13 protein-coding genes, 1 pseudogene and 1 riboswitch are annotated in these 17,591 nt (G+C 63.1%); of the genes and pseudogenes, 3 read left to right on the plus strand and 11 right to left on the minus strand.

Annotated features, from left to right (window positions below; genetic code table 11):
* Positions 1-57: 57 nt before the first annotated feature.
* Positions 58-513 (minus strand): hypothetical protein, encoded by a 456-nt coding sequence (locus tag ACFVWT_RS19155; RefSeq protein WP_390250608.1) that lies wholly within the window; start codon positions 511-513, stop codon positions 58-60.
* 270 nt (positions 514-783) lie between these two features.
* A complete protein-coding gene (locus ACFVWT_RS19160; protein ID WP_390250610.1) occupies positions 784-1,530 on the minus strand; it encodes an NlpC/P60 family protein in 747 nt (248 codons plus the stop codon).
* 4 nt (positions 1,531-1,534) lie between these two features.
* A riboswitch (cyclic di-AMP (ydaO/yuaA leader) is annotated at positions 1,535-1,737 on the minus strand.
* 207 nt (positions 1,738-1,944) lie between these two features.
* On the opposite strand from ACFVWT_RS19160, the pseudogene ACFVWT_RS19165 reads away from it, so the two are divergent.
* Positions 1,945-3,087, plus strand: a pseudogene (locus tag ACFVWT_RS19165) (IS701 family transposase).
* Between the two features lie 172 nt (positions 3,088-3,259).
* Here ACFVWT_RS19165 and ACFVWT_RS19170 read toward each other — a convergent pair.
* The 3 genes from ACFVWT_RS19170 to ACFVWT_RS19180 form a co-directional block, all read right to left on the minus strand.
* Positions 3,260-4,522 carry an Nramp family divalent metal transporter gene (locus tag ACFVWT_RS19170; protein ID WP_390250612.1) on the minus strand — a complete coding sequence of 421 codons (1,263 nt, stop codon included), beginning with the start codon at positions 4,520-4,522 and terminating at the stop codon, positions 3,260-3,262.
* Between the two features lie 337 nt (positions 4,523-4,859).
* Positions 4,860-6,092, minus strand: a complete 1,233-nt coding sequence (locus ACFVWT_RS19175) for a ZIP family metal transporter (RefSeq protein ID WP_390250614.1) — start codon at positions 6,090-6,092, stop codon at positions 4,860-4,862.
* On the minus strand, positions 6,089-7,189 hold the full coding sequence (locus ACFVWT_RS19180; protein ID WP_390250616.1) for a multicopper oxidase domain-containing protein: 1,101 nt from the start codon (positions 7,187-7,189) through the stop codon (positions 6,089-6,091). Before ACFVWT_RS19180 ends, ACFVWT_RS19175 begins: the two co-directional genes overlap by 4 nt.
* Positions 7,190-7,271: 82 nt before the next feature.
* On the opposite strand from ACFVWT_RS19180, the gene ACFVWT_RS19185 reads away from it, so the two are divergent.
* Complete coding sequence (locus ACFVWT_RS19185; RefSeq protein WP_390250618.1) at positions 7,272-7,946, plus strand: metal-dependent transcriptional regulator; 675 nt, start codon at positions 7,272-7,274, stop codon at positions 7,944-7,946.
* Between the two features lie 844 nt (positions 7,947-8,790).
* Entirely contained in the window at positions 8,791-9,525 is a 735-nt protein-coding gene (locus ACFVWT_RS19190; RefSeq protein WP_390250620.1) for a hypothetical protein, read from the plus strand.
* Between the two features lie 300 nt (positions 9,526-9,825).
* Here the strand turns inward: ACFVWT_RS19190 and ACFVWT_RS19195 are convergent, their stop codons facing one another.
* From ACFVWT_RS19195 to ACFVWT_RS19220, 6 genes are all read right to left on the minus strand, one after another.
* Positions 9,826-10,200: an Lsr2 family protein gene (locus tag ACFVWT_RS19195; protein WP_390250622.1), complete on the minus strand. Its 375-nt coding sequence runs from the start codon at positions 10,198-10,200 to the stop codon at positions 9,826-9,828.
* Positions 10,201-10,699: 499 nt separating this feature from the next.
* Positions 10,700-11,764 (minus strand): YhcG family protein, encoded by a 1,065-nt coding sequence (locus ACFVWT_RS19200; RefSeq protein WP_390250624.1) that lies wholly within the window; start codon positions 11,762-11,764, stop codon positions 10,700-10,702.
* Between the two features lie 342 nt (positions 11,765-12,106).
* Positions 12,107-12,679, minus strand: coding sequence for a DUF4913 domain-containing protein (locus ACFVWT_RS19205; RefSeq protein WP_390250626.1), 573 nt, complete (start codon positions 12,677-12,679; stop codon positions 12,107-12,109).
* Entirely contained in the window at positions 12,676-14,394 is a 1,719-nt protein-coding gene (locus tag ACFVWT_RS19210; protein ID WP_390250628.1) for a type IV secretory system conjugative DNA transfer family protein, read from the minus strand. Before ACFVWT_RS19210 ends, ACFVWT_RS19205 begins: the two co-directional genes overlap by 4 nt.
* Positions 14,391-16,013: an ATP/GTP-binding protein gene (locus ACFVWT_RS19215; protein WP_390250630.1), complete on the minus strand. Its 1,623-nt coding sequence runs from the start codon at positions 16,011-16,013 to the stop codon at positions 14,391-14,393. Before ACFVWT_RS19215 ends, ACFVWT_RS19210 begins: the two co-directional genes overlap by 4 nt.
* Positions 16,010-17,572, minus strand: coding sequence for a hypothetical protein (locus ACFVWT_RS19220; RefSeq protein WP_390250632.1), 1,563 nt, complete (start codon positions 17,570-17,572; stop codon positions 16,010-16,012). Before ACFVWT_RS19220 ends, ACFVWT_RS19215 begins: the two co-directional genes overlap by 4 nt.
* Positions 17,573-17,591 lie beyond the last annotated feature (19 nt).

Genomic DNA, 17,591 nt, shown 5'->3' on the forward strand with positions numbered 1-17,591 from the left:
CGCCAGGGTCAGGCCCGCACAAGGTCTGGTTCAACCAGTCGCGTCCGGGATCGGGCGTCAGGTGGTCCGGACGGCCCGACGTCGGGCACGCACCATCCGCAGCGCCACGGCCGCCGCGGCAGCGCAGGCCATGACTATGAAAGACCCGGTGCCGGCGTTGAACAGGGCGGGGGCGAAGCCGGGCGCCGGTGCTGATGAGTCCGCGGCGGCAACGATGGACCCCCAGTAAGCGGCCGTTGCGGCCAGCCAGAGCGCACCTGCAGCGCTGACAACCCAGGACAGGCGTGAGAACCAGGGAGCCTGTGCGCTGTAGGAAAGGGCAACGGCCACCAGGACGACACCCGCGACGGCCAAGAGCTGGGCGCCGAGCAGATACGGTCCGGCCACCAGACCGACGGGGACGCAGAGTCCGCCGATCATGATCAGCCGCCGCGCGCCAAGCGGCATCGTTGCTGGCGGGCCCGGCACAGCAGTTGCCTGCGCCGGATCCGGTGTGGTGTTCTCCGCTGTCATTTGTTTCCTGTTTTCTCGTCTAAGCCTGTTGCGCCGGAGTGGCCCCGTGCGATGCAGAGACCGATTGGTTCGGCACGGGCTCTTCGCCGCCCTCAAAACAGTACAGGAATCGGTGGATTGACGGGATCCCGCCACGTAGCCCCGGACGGCACGTGACCAGGCGAAGCGGCCCCAAGGACGTAGCCCCGCCTGCTAGCGGTTCATGATGCGCTAAAGGCCGGTGATCAGCCGCCCCCAAGGCAGCAGATCACCGGCCTCTAGCCTTTACTGTCAGGCGCCCGCGCGGACGAACGTGACGGGTCCTGTGGCGGTCAGCCAGGACAGTGGGTGCACGACGGTGGCGTTGACGCCATTCATGCCGCCGCTGAGCACCTGGCCGTCGCCGACGTAAATGCCGACGTGACCGGACTGGACCACCATGTCCCCGGGCTGGGGATCGCCAACGACCTTGCCGTAGTTCATGAACTGCATCGGGCCGAGGTCGCCGACCGGGATGCCGGCTGCGCCCAGAGCCTTTTCCACCATCGCCGTGCAGTCCTGGGTGATTCCCAGCTGCGCGTAGGCCGCTGAGACCATCGCCGCATTGACGCCGCCGGCCGCCTTGGCAGGGGCGGGGGCGGACTGGACCTGCACCGATACTGCAGGGGTTGCCGGCGCCTGCGCGACGGGAGCCGCGGCGGGGGTTGCCGGTTCAGGCTGTTCGATGACCGGTGCCGGGGCAGTGCTGACCTCGGGGCGTTCGAAGGAGATCCGGACACTGGAATCGGCGCTGACCGGAGCGGCGACCTGACCTTTCACTTCAAGGGTCGAGGAGGGGGCGGAGTCGCGCTGCATGGGGGCTTCGGCGGCGTTGGCGGCCAGCCCGCTGGTCAGAACAAGACCGGAGGCTGCCGCAATGACGGCGGCCTGCCGGCCCATCAGGCCGGCGTTACCGGCGACGGTGGAGGAAATGGCCGCGAGTCGGCGGGTAGGGGTTGTGCCCGCGCGGTGCCGGGGCATGGTTGTGCGTGAAGACATGACGGAAGCCTCTCCCAATGCCTGCGAGGTGAGCTGTCGGATTCGGATGGGAGACACCCGGCCGCAGAACCCGCTGCATGGTGCAGGCGTTGTGCGGCTTCACCCCAAGGCCTGCTCAAGCGATCAGGCCGGAAAGTGGTTTCCCCGTCTCTGCCGGATGATTACGAACGGATCCCGGACCGCGGCAGAGTTAGGCAATCAGCTCGGGAGTACCCGGATCGGAGACAACGGGCACCGTCAAACCCTAGCCTGAATCACACCCAAATGTCACATCCAGGTAACGGCCGGATACTGAATCCGGTCGCCTAGTGAAGCCCGGGGCTAGTACTACAGTCGCGGTTATTTTGTGCCGTATCGGCGTTTTAACCGGACTTTCCACTCGTGGCCTGTTAATCGTTGGTGGTGAGTGATGATATTTGTGTGGCGGACGTAGAAGAGTGGGCCGAGGGTCTGGAAGAAATCGGGGAGCTGATTGGGTCGCGGTTTGCCCGGTCCGAGCCACGGCGGAATGCTGTGGGGTATGTGCGCGGACTGCTCTCGGATGAGGAACGCAAGAACTCCTGAACCCTGTCTGAACGCGCCGGGCACGGCACTCCGGATGGCATGCAACGCCTGCTCTCGACCACCGACTGGGACCCGGATGCTGTGCGGGATGTCCTGTTCACTTACGTCAACCGCCACCTCGGCGATCCCGGCGGGATCCTGATCATCGACGAGACCGGATTCCTCAAGAAGGGCGCCGCCTCGGCCGGGGTCGCACGCCAGTATTCTGGCACCGCCGGGCGGGTGGAGAACTGCCAGATCGGAGTGTTCCTGACATACTCCGCACCGGCCGGGCGCAGCCTGCTGGACCGGGAACTCTACCTGCCCAAAGCCTGGGCCGACGACCGGGAAAGATGCGCCCGGGCCGGGATCCCCAAAACCAGGTAATTCGGCACGAAACCGGTCCTGGCCGCAGACATGATCGACCGCGTCCTGGATGCCGGGATCCCGGCCCGCTGGGCCACCGGGGACGCGGTCTACGGACAGCATTCTGGGCTGCGCCGCCGCCTGGAAGCCAGAGGTTTGCACTACGTGCTGGCCGTTCCCATGAACCAAAACATCATCGCCCCCACCGCCTGGCCAGGCGAACAATGGCGCGCGGATAAACTCATCGCCTCCCTGCGCCCCAATGCCTGGCGGACCCGCACCGCCGGGGCAGGAACCAAAGGCGACCGCCGATACGCCTGGGCGCGGACCCGCATCAACGGGCCCGCCGAAACCGGCGAACACTGGCTGCTGGCCCGCCGCTCCCTGAAAGACCCGACCGACCTGGCCTACTACATCTGCCACGGCCCCAACCGGGTCTCACTGGCCGAGCTGGTGCGGATCGCCGGCGCCCGCTGGGCGATCGAGGAAACCTTCCAAACCTCTAAAGGCGAAACCGGACTGGACCACTACCAGGTCCGCCAATACACCGGCTGGTACCGGCACATCACCCTCTCCATGTTCGCCCAGGCCTTCCTGACCGTGATCCGCTCCAAAAAAGGGGCCCTGGCGCCGGAGACGGAGAACTGATCCGACTCTCACTGCCCGAAATCAGGCGGCTGCTCGTCCGGCTCGTCTGGCACCGCACCACCAGCCCGAAACACGTCCTGAAACACTCAACCTGGCGACGAAAACACCAACACCGCGCCCGAAACTGTCATTACAAGACCCGCGGCCACACCCCATAAACGCGACTGTAGTACTAGGCCCGGCCCATGACTGTCAGCACAATGAGGACGCAGTTGAGGCCAACGATCAGTGTTGCGCTGGTCCATCCGGCGATTTTGAGTGCTTTGGAGTCAGTGTGGATACCCATGACCTCGCGTTTGCCGGTGAGCCGGATCAGAGGAATCAAGGCAAAAGGTATGCCGAAGCTAAGCAGGACCTGGCTCAGGACCAAAGCGAGCGTGGGTTCGATGCCGGCTGCCAGGATGGCCAGGGCCGGGATCAGGGTGATGACCCTGCGGGCCAGGAGCGGCACGCGAACCTTCAACAGTCCGCCCATGATGGTCGCACCGGCGTAGCAGCCTACGGAGGTGGAGGCCAGGCCTGAGGCCAGCAGGCCGATGGCGAAGATTACCCCGATGACGGGACCCAACGCAGAGGTGACTGCGGCATGGGCTCCGGCGATGGTGTCGGTGCCTTCGATGCCGCGCAGGCTGGAGGCGGCCAGCAGCAGCATCGCGATGTTCACGACTCCGGCGAGCATCAGCGCGCCCGCGACGTCGAACCGGGTGGCACGAATGAGCCGGGACCGCACGAGCGGGTCCGCGGAGAATCCGTGCCGGTCACGGGCCAATGCCGAGTGCAGGTAAATGGCGTGCGGCATCACCGTGGCTCCCAGCATGCTCGCAGCCAGCAGGACCGTGTCCGTTCCCTCGAAGCGCGGCACCAGGCCTGTCAGGACACTTCCAGCCTCCGGCGGATTGACGAACAGGCCCGAGACGAATCCGACAGCGATGACAGCCAACAGCATCATGATCGCGAATTCAAAGGACCTTTGGCCCCGGTACGACTGAAGCGTCAACAGCAGCATTGACGCCAGGCCGATGATGATTCCGCCTGCCAGCAGGGGCAGCCCAAAGAGGAGGTTCAGGGCCACGGCGCCGCCGATGACTTCGGCCATATCGGTGGCCCCGGCGACCACCTCGGCCTGGACCCAGTACAGCCTGCGCCTGCGCTGGCCGAGGCGCTTGCCGAGGATCTCGGGCAGGCTCAACCCTGTGGCCAGGCCCAGCTTCGCCGACTGGTACTGCACCAGGACCGCCATGATGTTCGCCGCTACCAGAACCCACACCAGCAGGTAGCCGAAATTTGCGCCCGCCGTTAGATTGGCCGCGACGTTTCCCGGATCAACGTAGGCGATGGCTGCGACGAACGCCGGCCCCATCAGAAGCAGCCGGGATCTCCAGCGGGGCTTGCCCTGCTTTACGGTTGTGGGTTCCGTGAGTGTGGGAGCAGACATCGTTTCCTCAACGTCAGGGCAACTAACATTCCCAGGATAGCGTTAAGTTAGGCGTACCGAAAAATATTCTGCTGGGTAGTTCCATTGTGGAGGCCGGTGCCGCGGGCGGAGGGGCGTAGGGGATCCCCGGCTATGTCCGGACCGGGCCCCTGAGACCGAGACCTGCAGCGACATAATTCGTGAGTTCGCCCTGCGAAGTGTTCGGGCATCCTCTACGGCCCGTTACTGCCGCCCTCCATCCCACGCCTCATGATCCGCATCATCTGAACGTACGCGGTCGTGGATCCCACCCGCGTGCACCCAGGGACGCCTGGTTTGTGTCGCCAGGAAAGAATGCCTATGCCTGGACGAGAAGACCGGTGGTGAACATCACGGCCAGTCCCAGGATGATGCCTGCGCTGGTGAGGGGTGTGAAGGTCCTACCGGTGTGGTCTTTGAGCAGGGGCAGGAGTTTGACGGCCACTTGGGCGACGGCTCCGGCGCCGACGCCGAGTAGGAAGGCCGCGAGGGCCGGCTGGTAGACGGTGGCTCCGATGAGCGCCCCGGCCGCTGCGGGCGCGCCGGCGATGAGCCCCAGCAGTGCCAGGCGGGCAAGGCCGGGAGGCTGTTTGGCGAGCGGGGTGACGATGGCCAGCCCTTCGGTGGTGTTGTGGATGGCGAACCCGACGATGAGGGAGGCGCCGAGGGCGAGGGAGCCCACCGCGTAGGCGGATCCGATGGCGAGGCCTTCGCCGAGGTTGTGCAGTCCGATGCCGATGGCAATCAGCAGCGCCAGGCGCTGCGGCGGCAGGGCTGCTTTCTGGCCGGCGGCGCTGAGGTTCTGGTGCCGGCGCATCCAGGCGTCGGTGCCTTCCAGGACCAAGTAGGCGGTGGCGGCGCCGAGGAAGACCACCATGGGGCCACCGAAGGAGCCGTTTCCGGCGACGAGTTCCACGGCTTCGAGGGTCGCGTCGATGGCCAGGAAGGCGAGCAGCCCGACGGTGAGCCCGAGCAGGACCCGGACCCAGGCTGCGGGGGCCCGGCGTACGAAGGGCATCCAGAGCATTCCGAGGGCTACCGGGATCACGCCCACGTAGATCCCCAGGAGCGTCATGAGTCCAAAGAAGGATGTGCCGCGTTCCGGGCTGAGGGCTGCGGCGTCGATGTCGGCCGGGATCTTGCCTCCGAGGGAGGTTACGAGCGCGACTTCGTAGGGATCGCCCTCGACCCAGTGGTAGCTGATGGTGAGGGTGGTGGACTCCAGAGGTGCCATGGTCTCCCGGGTCTGAGTGAAGGGGGCGTAGTAGTCCGAGACGTTGATCTGGGCGATCGATACGGGGTCCGGGCCTTCGTTCCGGACTGATATTTCGATCTGGCCGGGCGTGAGGCGGATGTCCTCGACGGCGACTTCTTCCTTGGGCGGCACACCCTCGGAGAGTTTGGCGAGGCCGGGCGCGTTCAGGAGCGAGAACAGCCCGAGCACGATAGCGATCAGGACTAACGGGCCCAGCCCGAGCAGCCATCGCGGTACAGGGGGCCGGCGGTGCGGTTCGGCGGCCTGTGCCGCGGCAGTTTTCTCGTCAAGGCTCATGATGCGCTCACCTCGAAGAAGCCCATCCAGCCAAGCTCCGCGAATTCGGTTTTATGGGCGTGGAACATGTACTTACCGGGGTACGGAAAGCGCAGTTCCACGATGCCGCGCTGGCCTTGGACCTGGGAGATGGTGTCCGTGTATTCGCTGGGCGTCAGCATGGTCCCCGTTGGGTAGTAGTGGAAGAAGTTTCCGTGCACGTGGAACGAGTTGATCGGGTCGTACTCCAGGACGTTGATCAGGTGGATCCGCACGAGCTCGTTCTGTTTGACCTGGACGGGGAAGTCCATGAAATGGAACGGCAGGCCATTCACCGAATAAAACTCGTTATCGTCTCCGCCGTCGGTGTTGTAGCCGTTCATCACCATGACCATCTCGTTGTCGGCCTTCGGCCGGCCTTCTTTGGGTTCGATGATGAACCCTCCGTAAAGACCCTTGGCGATGTGCGGGGCCAGGGGTGACTGGTGGCAGTGGTACAGGTGCGTGCCGAACGGGGTGGCATCGAATTCATACGTGAAGCTTTGCCCCGGGGCGATGGACCCGGCCCCGATGCCGGGAGTTCCGTCCATCTCCGCGCGGTGGATTCCATGGAAGTGGATCGTGTGCGGGTGCGCCCCTGCATTGGTGAAGTGAATCCGCAGAGCATCCCCCTCCTGCGCCCAGAGCGTCGGGCCCGGAATCCTGCCGTTGTAGCTCCACCCAGGGAACGTCACGCCGGGGGCGATCTCGAACTCCTTGTCCACCGCAACGATGTCCCATTCACGCAGCGTCCTGCCGTCGGGCAGCGTGCTGGTCTTGCCCCGATCGAAGTCATGCAGGATCGCGGTGGGATCGATGCCGGCACGCTCGGGAAGGACCGACCCGCCCGCGAAGCCGGCATGCCCGGCATGGCTGATGCCGGTACCAACGCCTGACGGCGCTGCCCCGGAGCCCGGCCGGGCCGATACCCCTCCCCCGGCACCATTGCCGGAGTGCTGGTCATGCTCGCTGGACGCTTGGGCCTGCAGGACCGAAAAGGCCGGGACGGCGGCAAAAGCGGCCGCCCCGGACAGCATGGACCGCCTGCTCGGTAACGTGTCCGACAGATTTTTCGGCATGCCGAGTCCTATTCGCTTCTTTGGGACAACTAAATTGTTCGTTAAGCCTAACATCCCGCTAGGCCTTGGTACGATTGATGGCATGCCGGTCTCCGATTTGTCCTCGTCCGCCCAGGACTACCTCAAACTGATCTGGTCGGCCACGGAGTGGTCCCCCTCGCCCATCACGGTCGGGGACATGGCTGAGCGCCTCGGGCTCAGGCCGTCCACCGTCTCGGAGGGGATCAAGAAGCTGGCCCGGCAGGGGCTGGTGACCCATGCCCCGTACGGGAGCATCGAGCTGACCGATGCGGGGCGCGAGCACGCCGTCGCCATGGTCCGACGGCACCGGCTCCTGGAAACCTTCCTGGTAGAGGCGCTGGGATACGGCTGGGACGAAGTCCACGACGAGGCCGAGACCCTCGAACACGCCGTTTCGGACAGACTGATCGAACGCATTGACCAACAACTCGGCCACCCGACACGGGATCCGCATGGCGATCCCATACCCTCTCCTGAAGGCGTGCCCCACGTGCCGGCGGGGACGCAGCTCTCGTCGGCGGCCACCGGAGGCACCGTGGCCATCACGCGCATTTCCGACGCTGATCCACGGATGCTGCGCTATTTCACCGAGCTCGGTCTGGCACCGGACACGCAGCTCACCGTCCGGGAACACCGGCCATACGCGGATGTCACCACTATCCGGCTGCACGGACGCGAACGGGACATTGATCTGGGCGCGTCAGCGTCAGAAGCGATCTGGGTCGTCGCGGTCTAAGCGGTCCTGACGGTCACCCACCATCTGAACAACCACGGGTCCGGCCGCCTCACATTGTCGGCGAATACTTTCTTTAACCGCATTGCCGTCAAGCGCTCAGTTCAAACTCCAGGAAGCAGTTAAGGATCGAGGACAGGCATACTTGCCGATGGCCGTACATCATGGCTGCTAGCTATTTCCGCTTGTTGGTGCGGATAGCTCCTGATGCGAAGCGTATCGACTGGTGCTTCGCCATTCAGAATCCGATGAAGTACACCCAAACCTGACGGCAGGTAGGTAGCCGAAGTTCCGTCAGAATAGGGTCCAATTCTGCTTTCCCGACAAAGGTCGAGAAACTCTCAGACCCCAACTTCACACAGGGACCTGGAGTCGGTGTCCCCATGAGGGCGGGGCCTGCGGTCGCCATCTCGGAAACTCTGTTACTGCCGAAGTCTGTGCGTTCGCTCTAGCAGCCGATAGCCGTGATTACGACAAGCTGGCGTCCGCGAAGGCCGAACAGGCCGCTCTTGATATTTGCGGAAAAGCATCGGCGGTCCCAGCCCGAGGAGGTAAGCCGCTTCATTGGCGAAGCTCCGGTCAAATAGCGGTTGACCGAAGCTTCGGTTCAATACTCGTGGATGAACCTTAGCTCTTGCTGGGAAGCAGTCGGTGGGAGTTGTCTAGTCGCTTGCCACTCCCCCGACAACCGCTGATCGCGGACCTAATGACGTCTGGTTGCGGAAGAACCCGGCAACATCTCAACGCCCTAAACTCACTGCTCTTTTCCGCGCCCTATTTACAGGTGCCCAATGGATGCTTGCCAGGACCTGCGCGCGGCGCCGATGATGAATCGGACTACCCAGAGATGATGGTAATTATTGGGCGGACGATCGGGGCGAACGATGAAGGTCAGTTTTGGACAGCCATTCCATACCCCGATACCCGGGAGTGTCAGAGCGTCAATCGCTGGGGCACGTTCATGATGTCCGTTCTTACCGCGCTGGGGACAACAGCAGCGGCCACCGACCCTGCACAGAGTGCTGTTTGGCTTGCTCCAACAATTACAGTGGCCGTCGCCCTCTTTGGGATCGCGGGCGCCTATTTCACAAACCGGGCGATGGCTAGCCGTGCCGCGAGGCTAGCGCGTATCGATCGGCAGCTCTCCGAGTACTACGGGCCTCTTCTCGCGCTGGCCAGCGCAAGCAATCGCACCTGGAGAGAGTTCAGGGCAAAGTATCGCCCGTCGGGTCGGTTCTGGGATCAAGATGACCCGCCGACTGATGTCGACGCCGCCGCATGGCGGTTGTGGATGGAAACGGTGTTCATGCCAACTAACAGGCGGATTCGCGACGTCATAACGGATAAGGCCGATCTCATGCTCGATGAGGAAATCCCACGGGAACTACTAACCGTCTGCGCCCAAGTAGCGTCGTACGAAGCCATCTTGAAATCGTGGTCTCACAACGACTTCAGAGAACACAAGACAGCAATTCAATTTCCCGGCCAAGAACTCATTGACTACGCAGCGAAAGGATTCAAGACAATTAAGGATGAACAGCTGCGACTTCTCGAGAAGCGTTGGCTCCGATTTCCCGGTTAGTTGACTCGAACAAGGACCAAGGACATCGGGCCAATATCGGCGCTGATAATTGCGATTACGCACGGTAGTGCCCTGCGTATATCATGAGACAAATCTTTCAACCCCCCGAATGCGGGGTTCTTTCCGCGGTATACACACGCACGACAAGGATCCTATGTCCGTGCCGCCCACTAACCCGTGAATCAGGCGGAAAGTAAATCAGGACCGGAAGTAATCGGCCTCCGGTCCTGATTTTTTCACATTTACTCAAGCTCAGGGTCGCTTATCTGCCCCGGAGTACGGACTTCTGACGACAACGCGCTAGTGCGCAGCGGTGTAGCGTTCCATCACTTCAGCCTGAATGCGGCCCCGGGCATTCACGGGGATACCATTCTCGATCGCCCATGCACGGACCGCCTTGGGATCGTAGCCCCCGCCGCCACCTGTGCCGGCGCGCCGTGCCGGCTTTGGGCGTCCGCCGGTCTTTCGTGCCACGGCGGTGTATCTGCTCATGACCTCACGCAGTTCGTCGGCGTGGGCATTATTGAGATCAATCTCATATTCAGCGTTTTCAAGGGAAAAAGTGATTGTTTCGTTCGCTTCGGAACCGTCAAGATCGTCTTCAAGCATTGTTATTACTCGTTTTGCCATGCCGAATAGGTTATCACTCAGAATCAACTTAAAATCCAGCACCATAATTGCCTAATTTGTGAAATAGCTCGATAACAGGTGGAGTTGGACCGACTGAACGCACGCACCGGTCACTGAAAGGAGCCGGAACGGGCGAGCTCGGGTCTCTGGACATCGCAGCCGTCCACCGAGAGCTGTCGATATTTTCCTGGGCGTCGCCGAAGATCCTGCGGTCAATCCGACCGCCGAACCAGGTTGTGTCCGCTACGGTGCAGGCACATCCGCGAAAGAGGATGCCCGGGGTCTGGAACGTTCTGTCCCAGCAAGATCGCAGGTCAAGCAAAGCGACATCCTTCGCACCGGTAGACAGGCGTGGAATTGAGCTGAGGGTTGGAATTTGCCGGTTTGAGTTCGATCACGACGTAGCCCGTTGACCGCACTAACTTCTACTGACCCGATGGCTCTGTAGCTGAATTGTCCAAAGTTCTCTGGACAATTCAGGGCACCGACATCTCCCAGAGAGTGTCGGAGTTATTTAGCGCCGCAGACGGCAACTATCGGCCGGCTAGGCCATTTTAGTCGCACTTTCGGTTGACTCTGTGTCCGGTTCGGCCCATTCGAGGGCGGCGACGATGTGTCCCTCGTTGGGGAGTGCCTTCTGCTCTGCCGGGGGAAGCTTGTCGTAGGTGTATGCGGCGACGGCCATGGGTGATGTGGAGCGTCCGAGGCTGTACCGGACGCTGCGGTCGTTCTTGGTGCCGCAGATGAGGATGCCGATGGTTTCGTTGTGGTGGCCGCGCCGGAGCATGTCGTCGACGAGGGCGACGTAGAAGTTGAGTTTGCCGGCGTATTCGGGCTGGAATTTGCCGGTTTTGAGTTCGATGACTACGTATCTCGACTGGTCAATGTTGAAAAATAGCATGTCAACGTAGAAGTCGTCCCCGTCGACGTCAAAGTGGACCTGACGCCCGACGAAGGCGAAGCCAGGACCCAGTTCCCGCAGGGTTTCGGTGATCCTGCTCGTCAAAGCGGTTTCGAGATCGCGTTCTGCTACTTCGCCGGAAAGGCCAAGGAATTCGAAGTTGTAGGGATCCTTGGCCAACTGTTGGGCGAGTTCGGAATCTGGTGCAACAAGCTGTTGCATAAAGTTCGAGGGCGCTGCCCCGGTCCGTTCCATGGACTTGTTCATCATCATGTTCAGGAGCACGTTTCGGGACCATCCGTACTCCACTGCTGCAGACGCGTACCAGGCCCGTTGCTCTGGGGTCTCGGTTTTGTCCAACAGGACGGTGATATGTCCCCAAGGCAATTGTGCAACAGGCTGTTGCACAATTGATTCCGCCCAGGCTGCCGCGAATCCTCGCATGTAGAAGAGGTTGCGGCGGGAAAGGCCCTTCATGTCCGGGAACTCTGCTCGGAGGTCATCAGCCAGCCGGCCCATGACACCGGTCCCCCACCCTTCGACGTCCTGGCGTTCCAGGATGGTTTTGCCGATGGACCAGTAGAGCTCAATGAGTTGGGTGTTGACGGTTCGTATCGCCTGAGTGCGGGCTGCCCGGACCCGGTTCTTGAGGTCGCCGAGGAGGTCGGTGTAGCCGCTGGGAAGGACGAGGTCACGGGCGTCAGTCATGCGTTCGATCATATTGGTCCGAGGCCGGGTCGTCCGGGCTGAAGCGGGTCGTTCAGTCACGTTCAGGTATGGACAGGACCGGTTCCCGCCGCGCTTGGGTCCTGGCGTCGGTGACGCGTCCCCTCAGGGCCTCCGGCAATTCCACATCTCCGGCGGCAGGTCGATTCCTGAAGACGTCGTGCATCCACCCTGCCGATCCTCAAGTGCGCCACAGGCTGTGGCACATTTCGGCGGCCGCCCGGCCAGGGGTGTAGTCCAACCCCTGCACGTTCTCGGGGATAAAACAGCGGCGCCGTGCATGCTGGCGAGAGCCTCCCCTCCTGACGGAAAGCTCTCCGGACCTCACAACGAGGTTTCGTCGTCTCCGGGTGGGACGGGGCCGCCATTGGCTCCCAACTCGGCCAGGAAATCCGTGAAGTGGGGATCTGTGGATTCCCTGAACGATGGCCGGGGATCGGTGTGTTCGGTGTGGCAGTTGCTCAGTCCCCAGGTTTCGGACCGTATCCGTTTCATCATGGGCCAGAACGTGCTGTCGTGCCACGACGCGGGATCAGTGGTGGGGTCTTTGTGGCCGTAGTAGGCGGCCTTCCAGGCGACCCACGTGGCGGTGAGTTCTTCAACGACTGCGCTGTGCCGGTACCAGCAGCCGTAGATTCGGAAGCTGTCAGTAACGCCATAGCGGTCGTTGATCCAGGTGACCCATTCGTTGAGGGCCTCCATGAGCTTCACGGACTGTTCGCCGTCGAGCTCCTGCCAGTTCCACGGCGCTGGCGTGGCCGCGGGCGGCGACGCCAGGAGGTTCTTCACCGCGGCCGTCATGGAGTCGACCGATTCGCTGAGGTCCACCAGGCGTTCGTCGTGCTCGACCAAAACCTCTTCGATGCCGGCCAGCCCGGTTGCCTGATCCTCACTCATACGATTGATGCCTCCGCGCGACGGCGGTCGGCAGCTTTGTCTTTGAGCTGCTGGGCCGCTGCTTTGTCTGCCTTGATCTGCGCGGAATCAGGACGTTCCCACCACGGTGTGAGCGTTACCCTGGCCGGAGCGACATTGCTGTAATGCATGAACGCTTCCCCCACCGGCAGCTGCTGAATCTCGCTGCCACGGATCACGGGCCGTTCTTCTTCGCTGATCGTGCGGGAGGACCCGTTCCGTCCCTGGGAGGTGGAAACCCGCTCCTTGCGGGTGGTCCCGGCTGCGCGGGCGATCTTGTCGAGTTCATCGAGTTCTTCCAGCCCCGGCAGGAACAACCGGATGGACGAGGTGCCGCGGATGGCCGTGGCAGCTTCGGAGCCCCACCTTTGGCGGTTTTGCGCGAATGACTGGCTGAACCCGATGATGCGGATCCCGCGGCCGCCGGAGTCCGAGAGCGCGCCGGCCATGTCCGGGATCGCGGCAACGTTCGGCGCTTCATCCAGGACCATCGTCAGCACCGGCCATAGCCGGCCGCCGGGTAGGTTCTGGGAAATGCGTTGGGCTTTGCGGAACATGAAGTCAGCGAACATGGCCACCAGCGGTGCCACCGGCGACCGTTCACCGTCGGTTAGTAGGTACATGGTGTTCGGCTTGTCCAGGAACTCCTCCGTATCGAACCCCTCGCCCTTGGCAGGGCTCAGAATGTGCATCGCCTTGGGCGAGGACAGCGGTTCGAGCAGACCGGCCAGTGTCTCCTGAATGGAGTCAACCGTTTCCCCTGCCCGGGATTCCGTCAGCGCCCGCAGCCGCGTGGTGAACGCGGCCGGGGCCTTGTGCTGGGTGAGAATGTCCAGCGGTTCGGCATTCGAGAAATCGTTCGTCCACTTCACCACGTCCTCGATGCCTTTCCCGCCCAGGGCCGCAGCGTGCAGGAACCGGCCGAGGATGGCTGCTGCTTTGGAGTTGAAGAAGTCGCCGTTTTTCACATCCCCCATGGGCTGGGCGCCGGCCCAGGCCTTCCCGCGGGCCAGGGCTTCGTCCGGATCTTCGCAACCGTCGATGACGTTCCACCGGACTGTGTTGTCCCAGCCTGAAATGTCCTGAAGGTCAAACACTGACACTTCCCCTTTGCGCTGCCGGGCTACGGCAGTGAGCATCAGCAGGTCATTCTTCGTGGACGTGGCAATCACAGCCCCTGGTGCGTCCAGAACGATACCCACGGCCAGGAACAGTGTTTTGCCAGAGCGCTGCGGGGCGAACACCCACATGGAATCCTCATGTTGTACGTAGAGAGTCTGACCGTCGAGCTTGCACAGCGCCACGATCATTTCGTCCTCGGTGGCCTCCGCGGGCAACTCCAGGGATTGCCTGGCCTTAGCCAGGGCGGCTTTCTTGCCCATCCGCTGTTCCAGGTCCTTGTAGCGGGGCAGCCCGTCGTCGCGGGTCTTCGTGGACCCGAACAGTGCGCTGAGAATCCCGGCACCAACAATGGCCAGCACGGACAGGACGATCAGGATCCACGTGGACGCGCCCGGCCAGAGGAACTCACCGGCCTTGATCCTGGCCCAGAGAGCGGCGAAGTCCGTCCATGGCATCCGAGTGGGAGTCAGCATTTCGCCAAGGAACGCCGAGACCCAGGCCAGGGCTGCCAGCACCACGATGATCACGGCCAGACCGATTTTCATGGCGGTGTCTGTTGAGGTCTTGCTGCTCATGCCGGTACCTCCAAATCGGTGAGTTCTTCGTTGAAGGCGATGGTGCTGGCGGATTTCATGGCACTGTCGGTGTCGGTCAGTTCAATTTCGAGCGGGCTGCGGATATGGATGGCTTCGAACGGGTCGTGGCTGCCGATCTTGAACAGGCAGGTTCCCTTGACCAGTCGGGAGATGACGACGGCGGATCCCGGCGGCAGGTTGAACATCTGCTCACAGGCCAGGGCGTCCGCGGTCTTCTGCTGTTTGTACAGCAGGACGGTTCCGCATTCCTTGAGCATGGCGATGGCCGGGCTGTCTTCGGGAATGTCGGAGATGTGGTGGAACGCGAACTGGCATGAGAGGGACAGTGCACGCGAGAGCTTGGTGTTGCGCCGGGTCACGGTGGCCACCGAGCCCTGCACGGTGTGCCAGGCTTCCTCGATCAGGAGCGTTGTCGGGACGGGTGTGCTCTGCCGGTACAGGGTGTTCGCGAGCCAGGTGTTGATGATCGTCATGACGATCGGCAGCGCCGGGCCGTCCTCCGGGAGCAGGGAGACGTCAAAGACGGTCAGGCCGCTGTTGAGCCGGATGTTCTCGCTGGTGGGTCCGTCGATGAGGCCGGCCAGGTCGTCCTCGATCATGCGTTCGAGTTCAAAGGCCGGGTCCTGGCCCCACTCGCGCAGCTCGTCCACGGATAGTCCGGCCGCTTCCGCGACCTCCGGGGCCGGGGCGTAGAGGGCTTTGAGGATGTGCCCGATGTGTGCGATTTCCCCGGCTGCTTTGGCGTCGGCCAGGGCCTGGCGGTGCGCGACGCGGACGGCTTTGCCCTCCTTGGGGCTCATCGGCCGGCGGAGGGCTTCTTCCATGACGGCGCGGACGAGCATGGACTGACCGGCAGGGGTGGAAATGTCACCGTCGCTTGCTTCTTCATTCAGGCGGGCAGCGATGTCCGGATCCAGGATGTTGATCCGGGATCCGCCGCCGCCGATGCGGAACTGCACGGGGGCCACGTCAAGCTTTCTGGCCAGAGGCGTGTATTCGCCGCCGCCGATGTCGGTCTGGTACTTCTTATCGATCACGACGACGCGACGGCCCAGGATCAGCTGGCGCAGTACGCCCCAGGTTTTCATGGCCGAGGACTTGGCCTGCCCGAGGTCACCGATGTAGCACACGTTCGGGGACTCAATGGTGTCCCCGTAAGCGGTGAAGGGATCGTGCACGATCATCCACCCGGACCCCGCATCCACCCCGAACACCAGCCCGCGGTGTGACGTCGGAGGGGACGCGATGGCCATGTGTGAAAATTCCATTTGCCGTGTGGAGGACTCCACACCCGGTGCGGCCGGGTCATAGAACCCGAGCCGGGACGCGAATTTCCACTTACGCTCGTGGTGCCAGCGCGTGGCGGCGTTGGCTGTCGATTCCGCCTGCTCCCGTCGTTTGGCTTCCTTCTTTTCCGCCCTTTTCGCGGCGGACTTGGATACCGGACGGTTGCGGTCCAGGCCATCGGCCGTGGTCTGCGCCGCTGCAGCGTCCAAGGTCACCTGTCCGGCCCGTGCCTCCGTCCGGAGTGTCCGGCGGGATTTGCCGGTCACGGCCCACGGCAGGCTGAACCGCTTGACGTTGTTCGTGGTGGTCATCGGATTCCCCTTGTGAACGGCATGGTGGTGATCAGGGCAAGGTCGTTGCGGTGGTCCATCCAGTCAATGAACTCGATACCGGCATCGGAAGCGGCGGCCTCAACGATGTCGGTGGTGGACAGGATCTCGTCCTTGTTCTCAACGGCGAACGAGATGTACAGCGCGTAGGCGGCGCCTTGGTGCCCGGATCCGGGCTTTAGGTCCAGGAGGCGCTGGTGGGAGGCGTCCAGCAGAACATCGTCAGAACCGTCGGTCACGACACCGGACTTATCAATGGCCTTCTTCTTCGCCCGGTCCATGGCCGCGTCGGTACGGGCCTTGGAGCGGGCACTGCGGGCATCCTCAAGTTCCATGACCATGGACACCGAATGCACCACGGCCGGCTGGATGCCGCTGATCACCGCTTCCAGCGCTTCGACCGGGATGGCCTGGGGGCTGAACGCCGACGCCGGCACGTACCCGGTACGGACGTGCCAGTGGTTGTTCACGACCAGAGACAGCGGCGAGGCCCCGCCATCAAGGTGCTGCCAGCAGTCCATCAGGTCCGCACCCTCATAGTCGTCAATGTCAAAATCGGGGTCCTGAAGGTGGCGCAGCAGCGCAGCCATCGCACGGGCACCCAGGGGGCGGAAGTCAAGGATCGAACCCATCATCGTGGCCTGGGACATGGCCGAGCGGACTTCCTGATAGATCGCCTGGCCGATTCCCTCATCCCCGCCACCGAGGGCGTCAGCACGGCGGAACAGAGCCCCGGAGCCGGGGATCCGGAACGTCTCATAGGTCCGGTGCTGCTCGGACCGGGACCGCACCGTTTCGCACAGCGCCCCGTAGGACTCCAGCAGAATCTGGGGAACGTTCCTGGCTACCCGCTTCTTCACCCACAAAAGGTGATCCGCTGAGTCCATCGGCACGGCCCGGGCCAGGGATTGCACATGGGTCACCAGCGACTGGCGGCGGGCCAGCCGGGCAAGGTACTGGCCGCGGGCCACATGCCCGGATTCCTTCCGGTGCTCCTCCCGGATTGCCGAGGACGAGCCGAGGATTTCCGTGGTCACCGTGTAGTAGGCCTTCTTGATCTTGCCCTGATGCCGGAAGACCACCATCGGCCCTTCCGGGGTGTTCACCGTGAAATGGCGCACGGTGCCCACCATCAGCGGCGCATTGTCCTTATGGCTGACCGGGACCTCGATCATGCCCTTCCCGTCCGCCCGGTGCTTGTCGTTCTTGCCGGCCTTGACCATCCGGGTCTGGGGACGGGCCTTGACCGGGACGAAAGCCAGGGACTTGTTCCGGCGCCGCAGCTTCTTGTGTCGTGCCTCCACGAAGAGAGCACCCAGGGAACGGTGTCCGGAGAACTTGTTGGGCGTGGTCAGGATGACCCCGGCCAGGACCAGGACGGCGGCGATGATCAGGCTGACAACCTGGCTGCCGCCGGCCATAACCACCAAGAGCGCCGCCCCTACGGCCGCGGACAGGCCGATCCACTCCGGGGCTGTCCGGTTTCCACCGAACAGGCCACGGCGCTGGACCTCGCCGCCGACAACAACCATTCTTCCCATGACTACTACTCCCCTGCCT

Source organism: Arthrobacter sp. NPDC058288, assembly GCF_042880995.1.
Lineage (GTDB): Bacteria > Actinomycetota > Actinomycetes > Actinomycetales > Micrococcaceae > Arthrobacter.

What these genes read in the sequence shown, in the direction of transcription:
- ACFVWT_RS19195 (WP_390250622.1), bottom strand. Translation starts at nt 10,200, where the DNA reads ATGGTGCTGGATTTTAAGTTGATTCTGAGTGATAACCTATTCGGCATG.
- ACFVWT_RS19200 (WP_390250624.1), bottom strand. Translation starts at nt 11,764, where the DNA reads ATGACTGACGCCCGTGACCTCGTCCTTCCCAGCGGCTACACCGACCTC.
- ACFVWT_RS19175 (WP_390250614.1), bottom strand. Translation starts at nt 6,092, where the DNA reads ATGAGCCTTGACGAGAAAACTGCCGCGGCACAGGCCGCCGAACCGCAC.
- ACFVWT_RS19210 (WP_390250628.1), bottom strand. Translation starts at nt 14,394, where the DNA reads ATGAGCAGCAAGACCTCAACAGACACCGCCATGAAAATCGGTCTGGCC.
- ACFVWT_RS19155 (WP_390250608.1), bottom strand. Translation starts at nt 513, where the DNA reads ATGACAGCGGAGAACACCACACCGGATCCGGCGCAGGCAACTGCTGTG.
- ACFVWT_RS19180 (WP_390250616.1), bottom strand. Translation starts at nt 7,189, where the DNA reads ATGCCGAAAAATCTGTCGGACACGTTACCGAGCAGGCGGTCCATGCTG.
- ACFVWT_RS19205 (WP_390250626.1), bottom strand. Translation starts at nt 12,679, where the DNA reads ATGAGTGAGGATCAGGCAACCGGGCTGGCCGGCATCGAAGAGGTTTTG.
- ACFVWT_RS19190 (WP_390250620.1), top strand. Translation starts at nt 8,791, where the DNA reads ATGATGGTAATTATTGGGCGGACGATCGGGGCGAACGATGAAGGTCAG.
- ACFVWT_RS19220 (WP_390250632.1), bottom strand. Translation starts at nt 17,572, where the DNA reads ATGGGAAGAATGGTTGTTGTCGGCGGCGAGGTCCAGCGCCGTGGCCTG.
- ACFVWT_RS19185 (WP_390250618.1), top strand. Translation starts at nt 7,272, where the DNA reads ATGCCGGTCTCCGATTTGTCCTCGTCCGCCCAGGACTACCTCAAACTG.
- ACFVWT_RS19215 (WP_390250630.1), bottom strand. Translation starts at nt 16,013, where the DNA reads ATGACCACCACGAACAACGTCAAGCGGTTCAGCCTGCCGTGGGCCGTG.
- ACFVWT_RS19170 (WP_390250612.1), bottom strand. Translation starts at nt 4,522, where the DNA reads ATGTCTGCTCCCACACTCACGGAACCCACAACCGTAAAGCAGGGCAAG.
- ACFVWT_RS19160 (WP_390250610.1), bottom strand. Translation starts at nt 1,530, where the DNA reads ATGTCTTCACGCACAACCATGCCCCGGCACCGCGCGGGCACAACCCCT.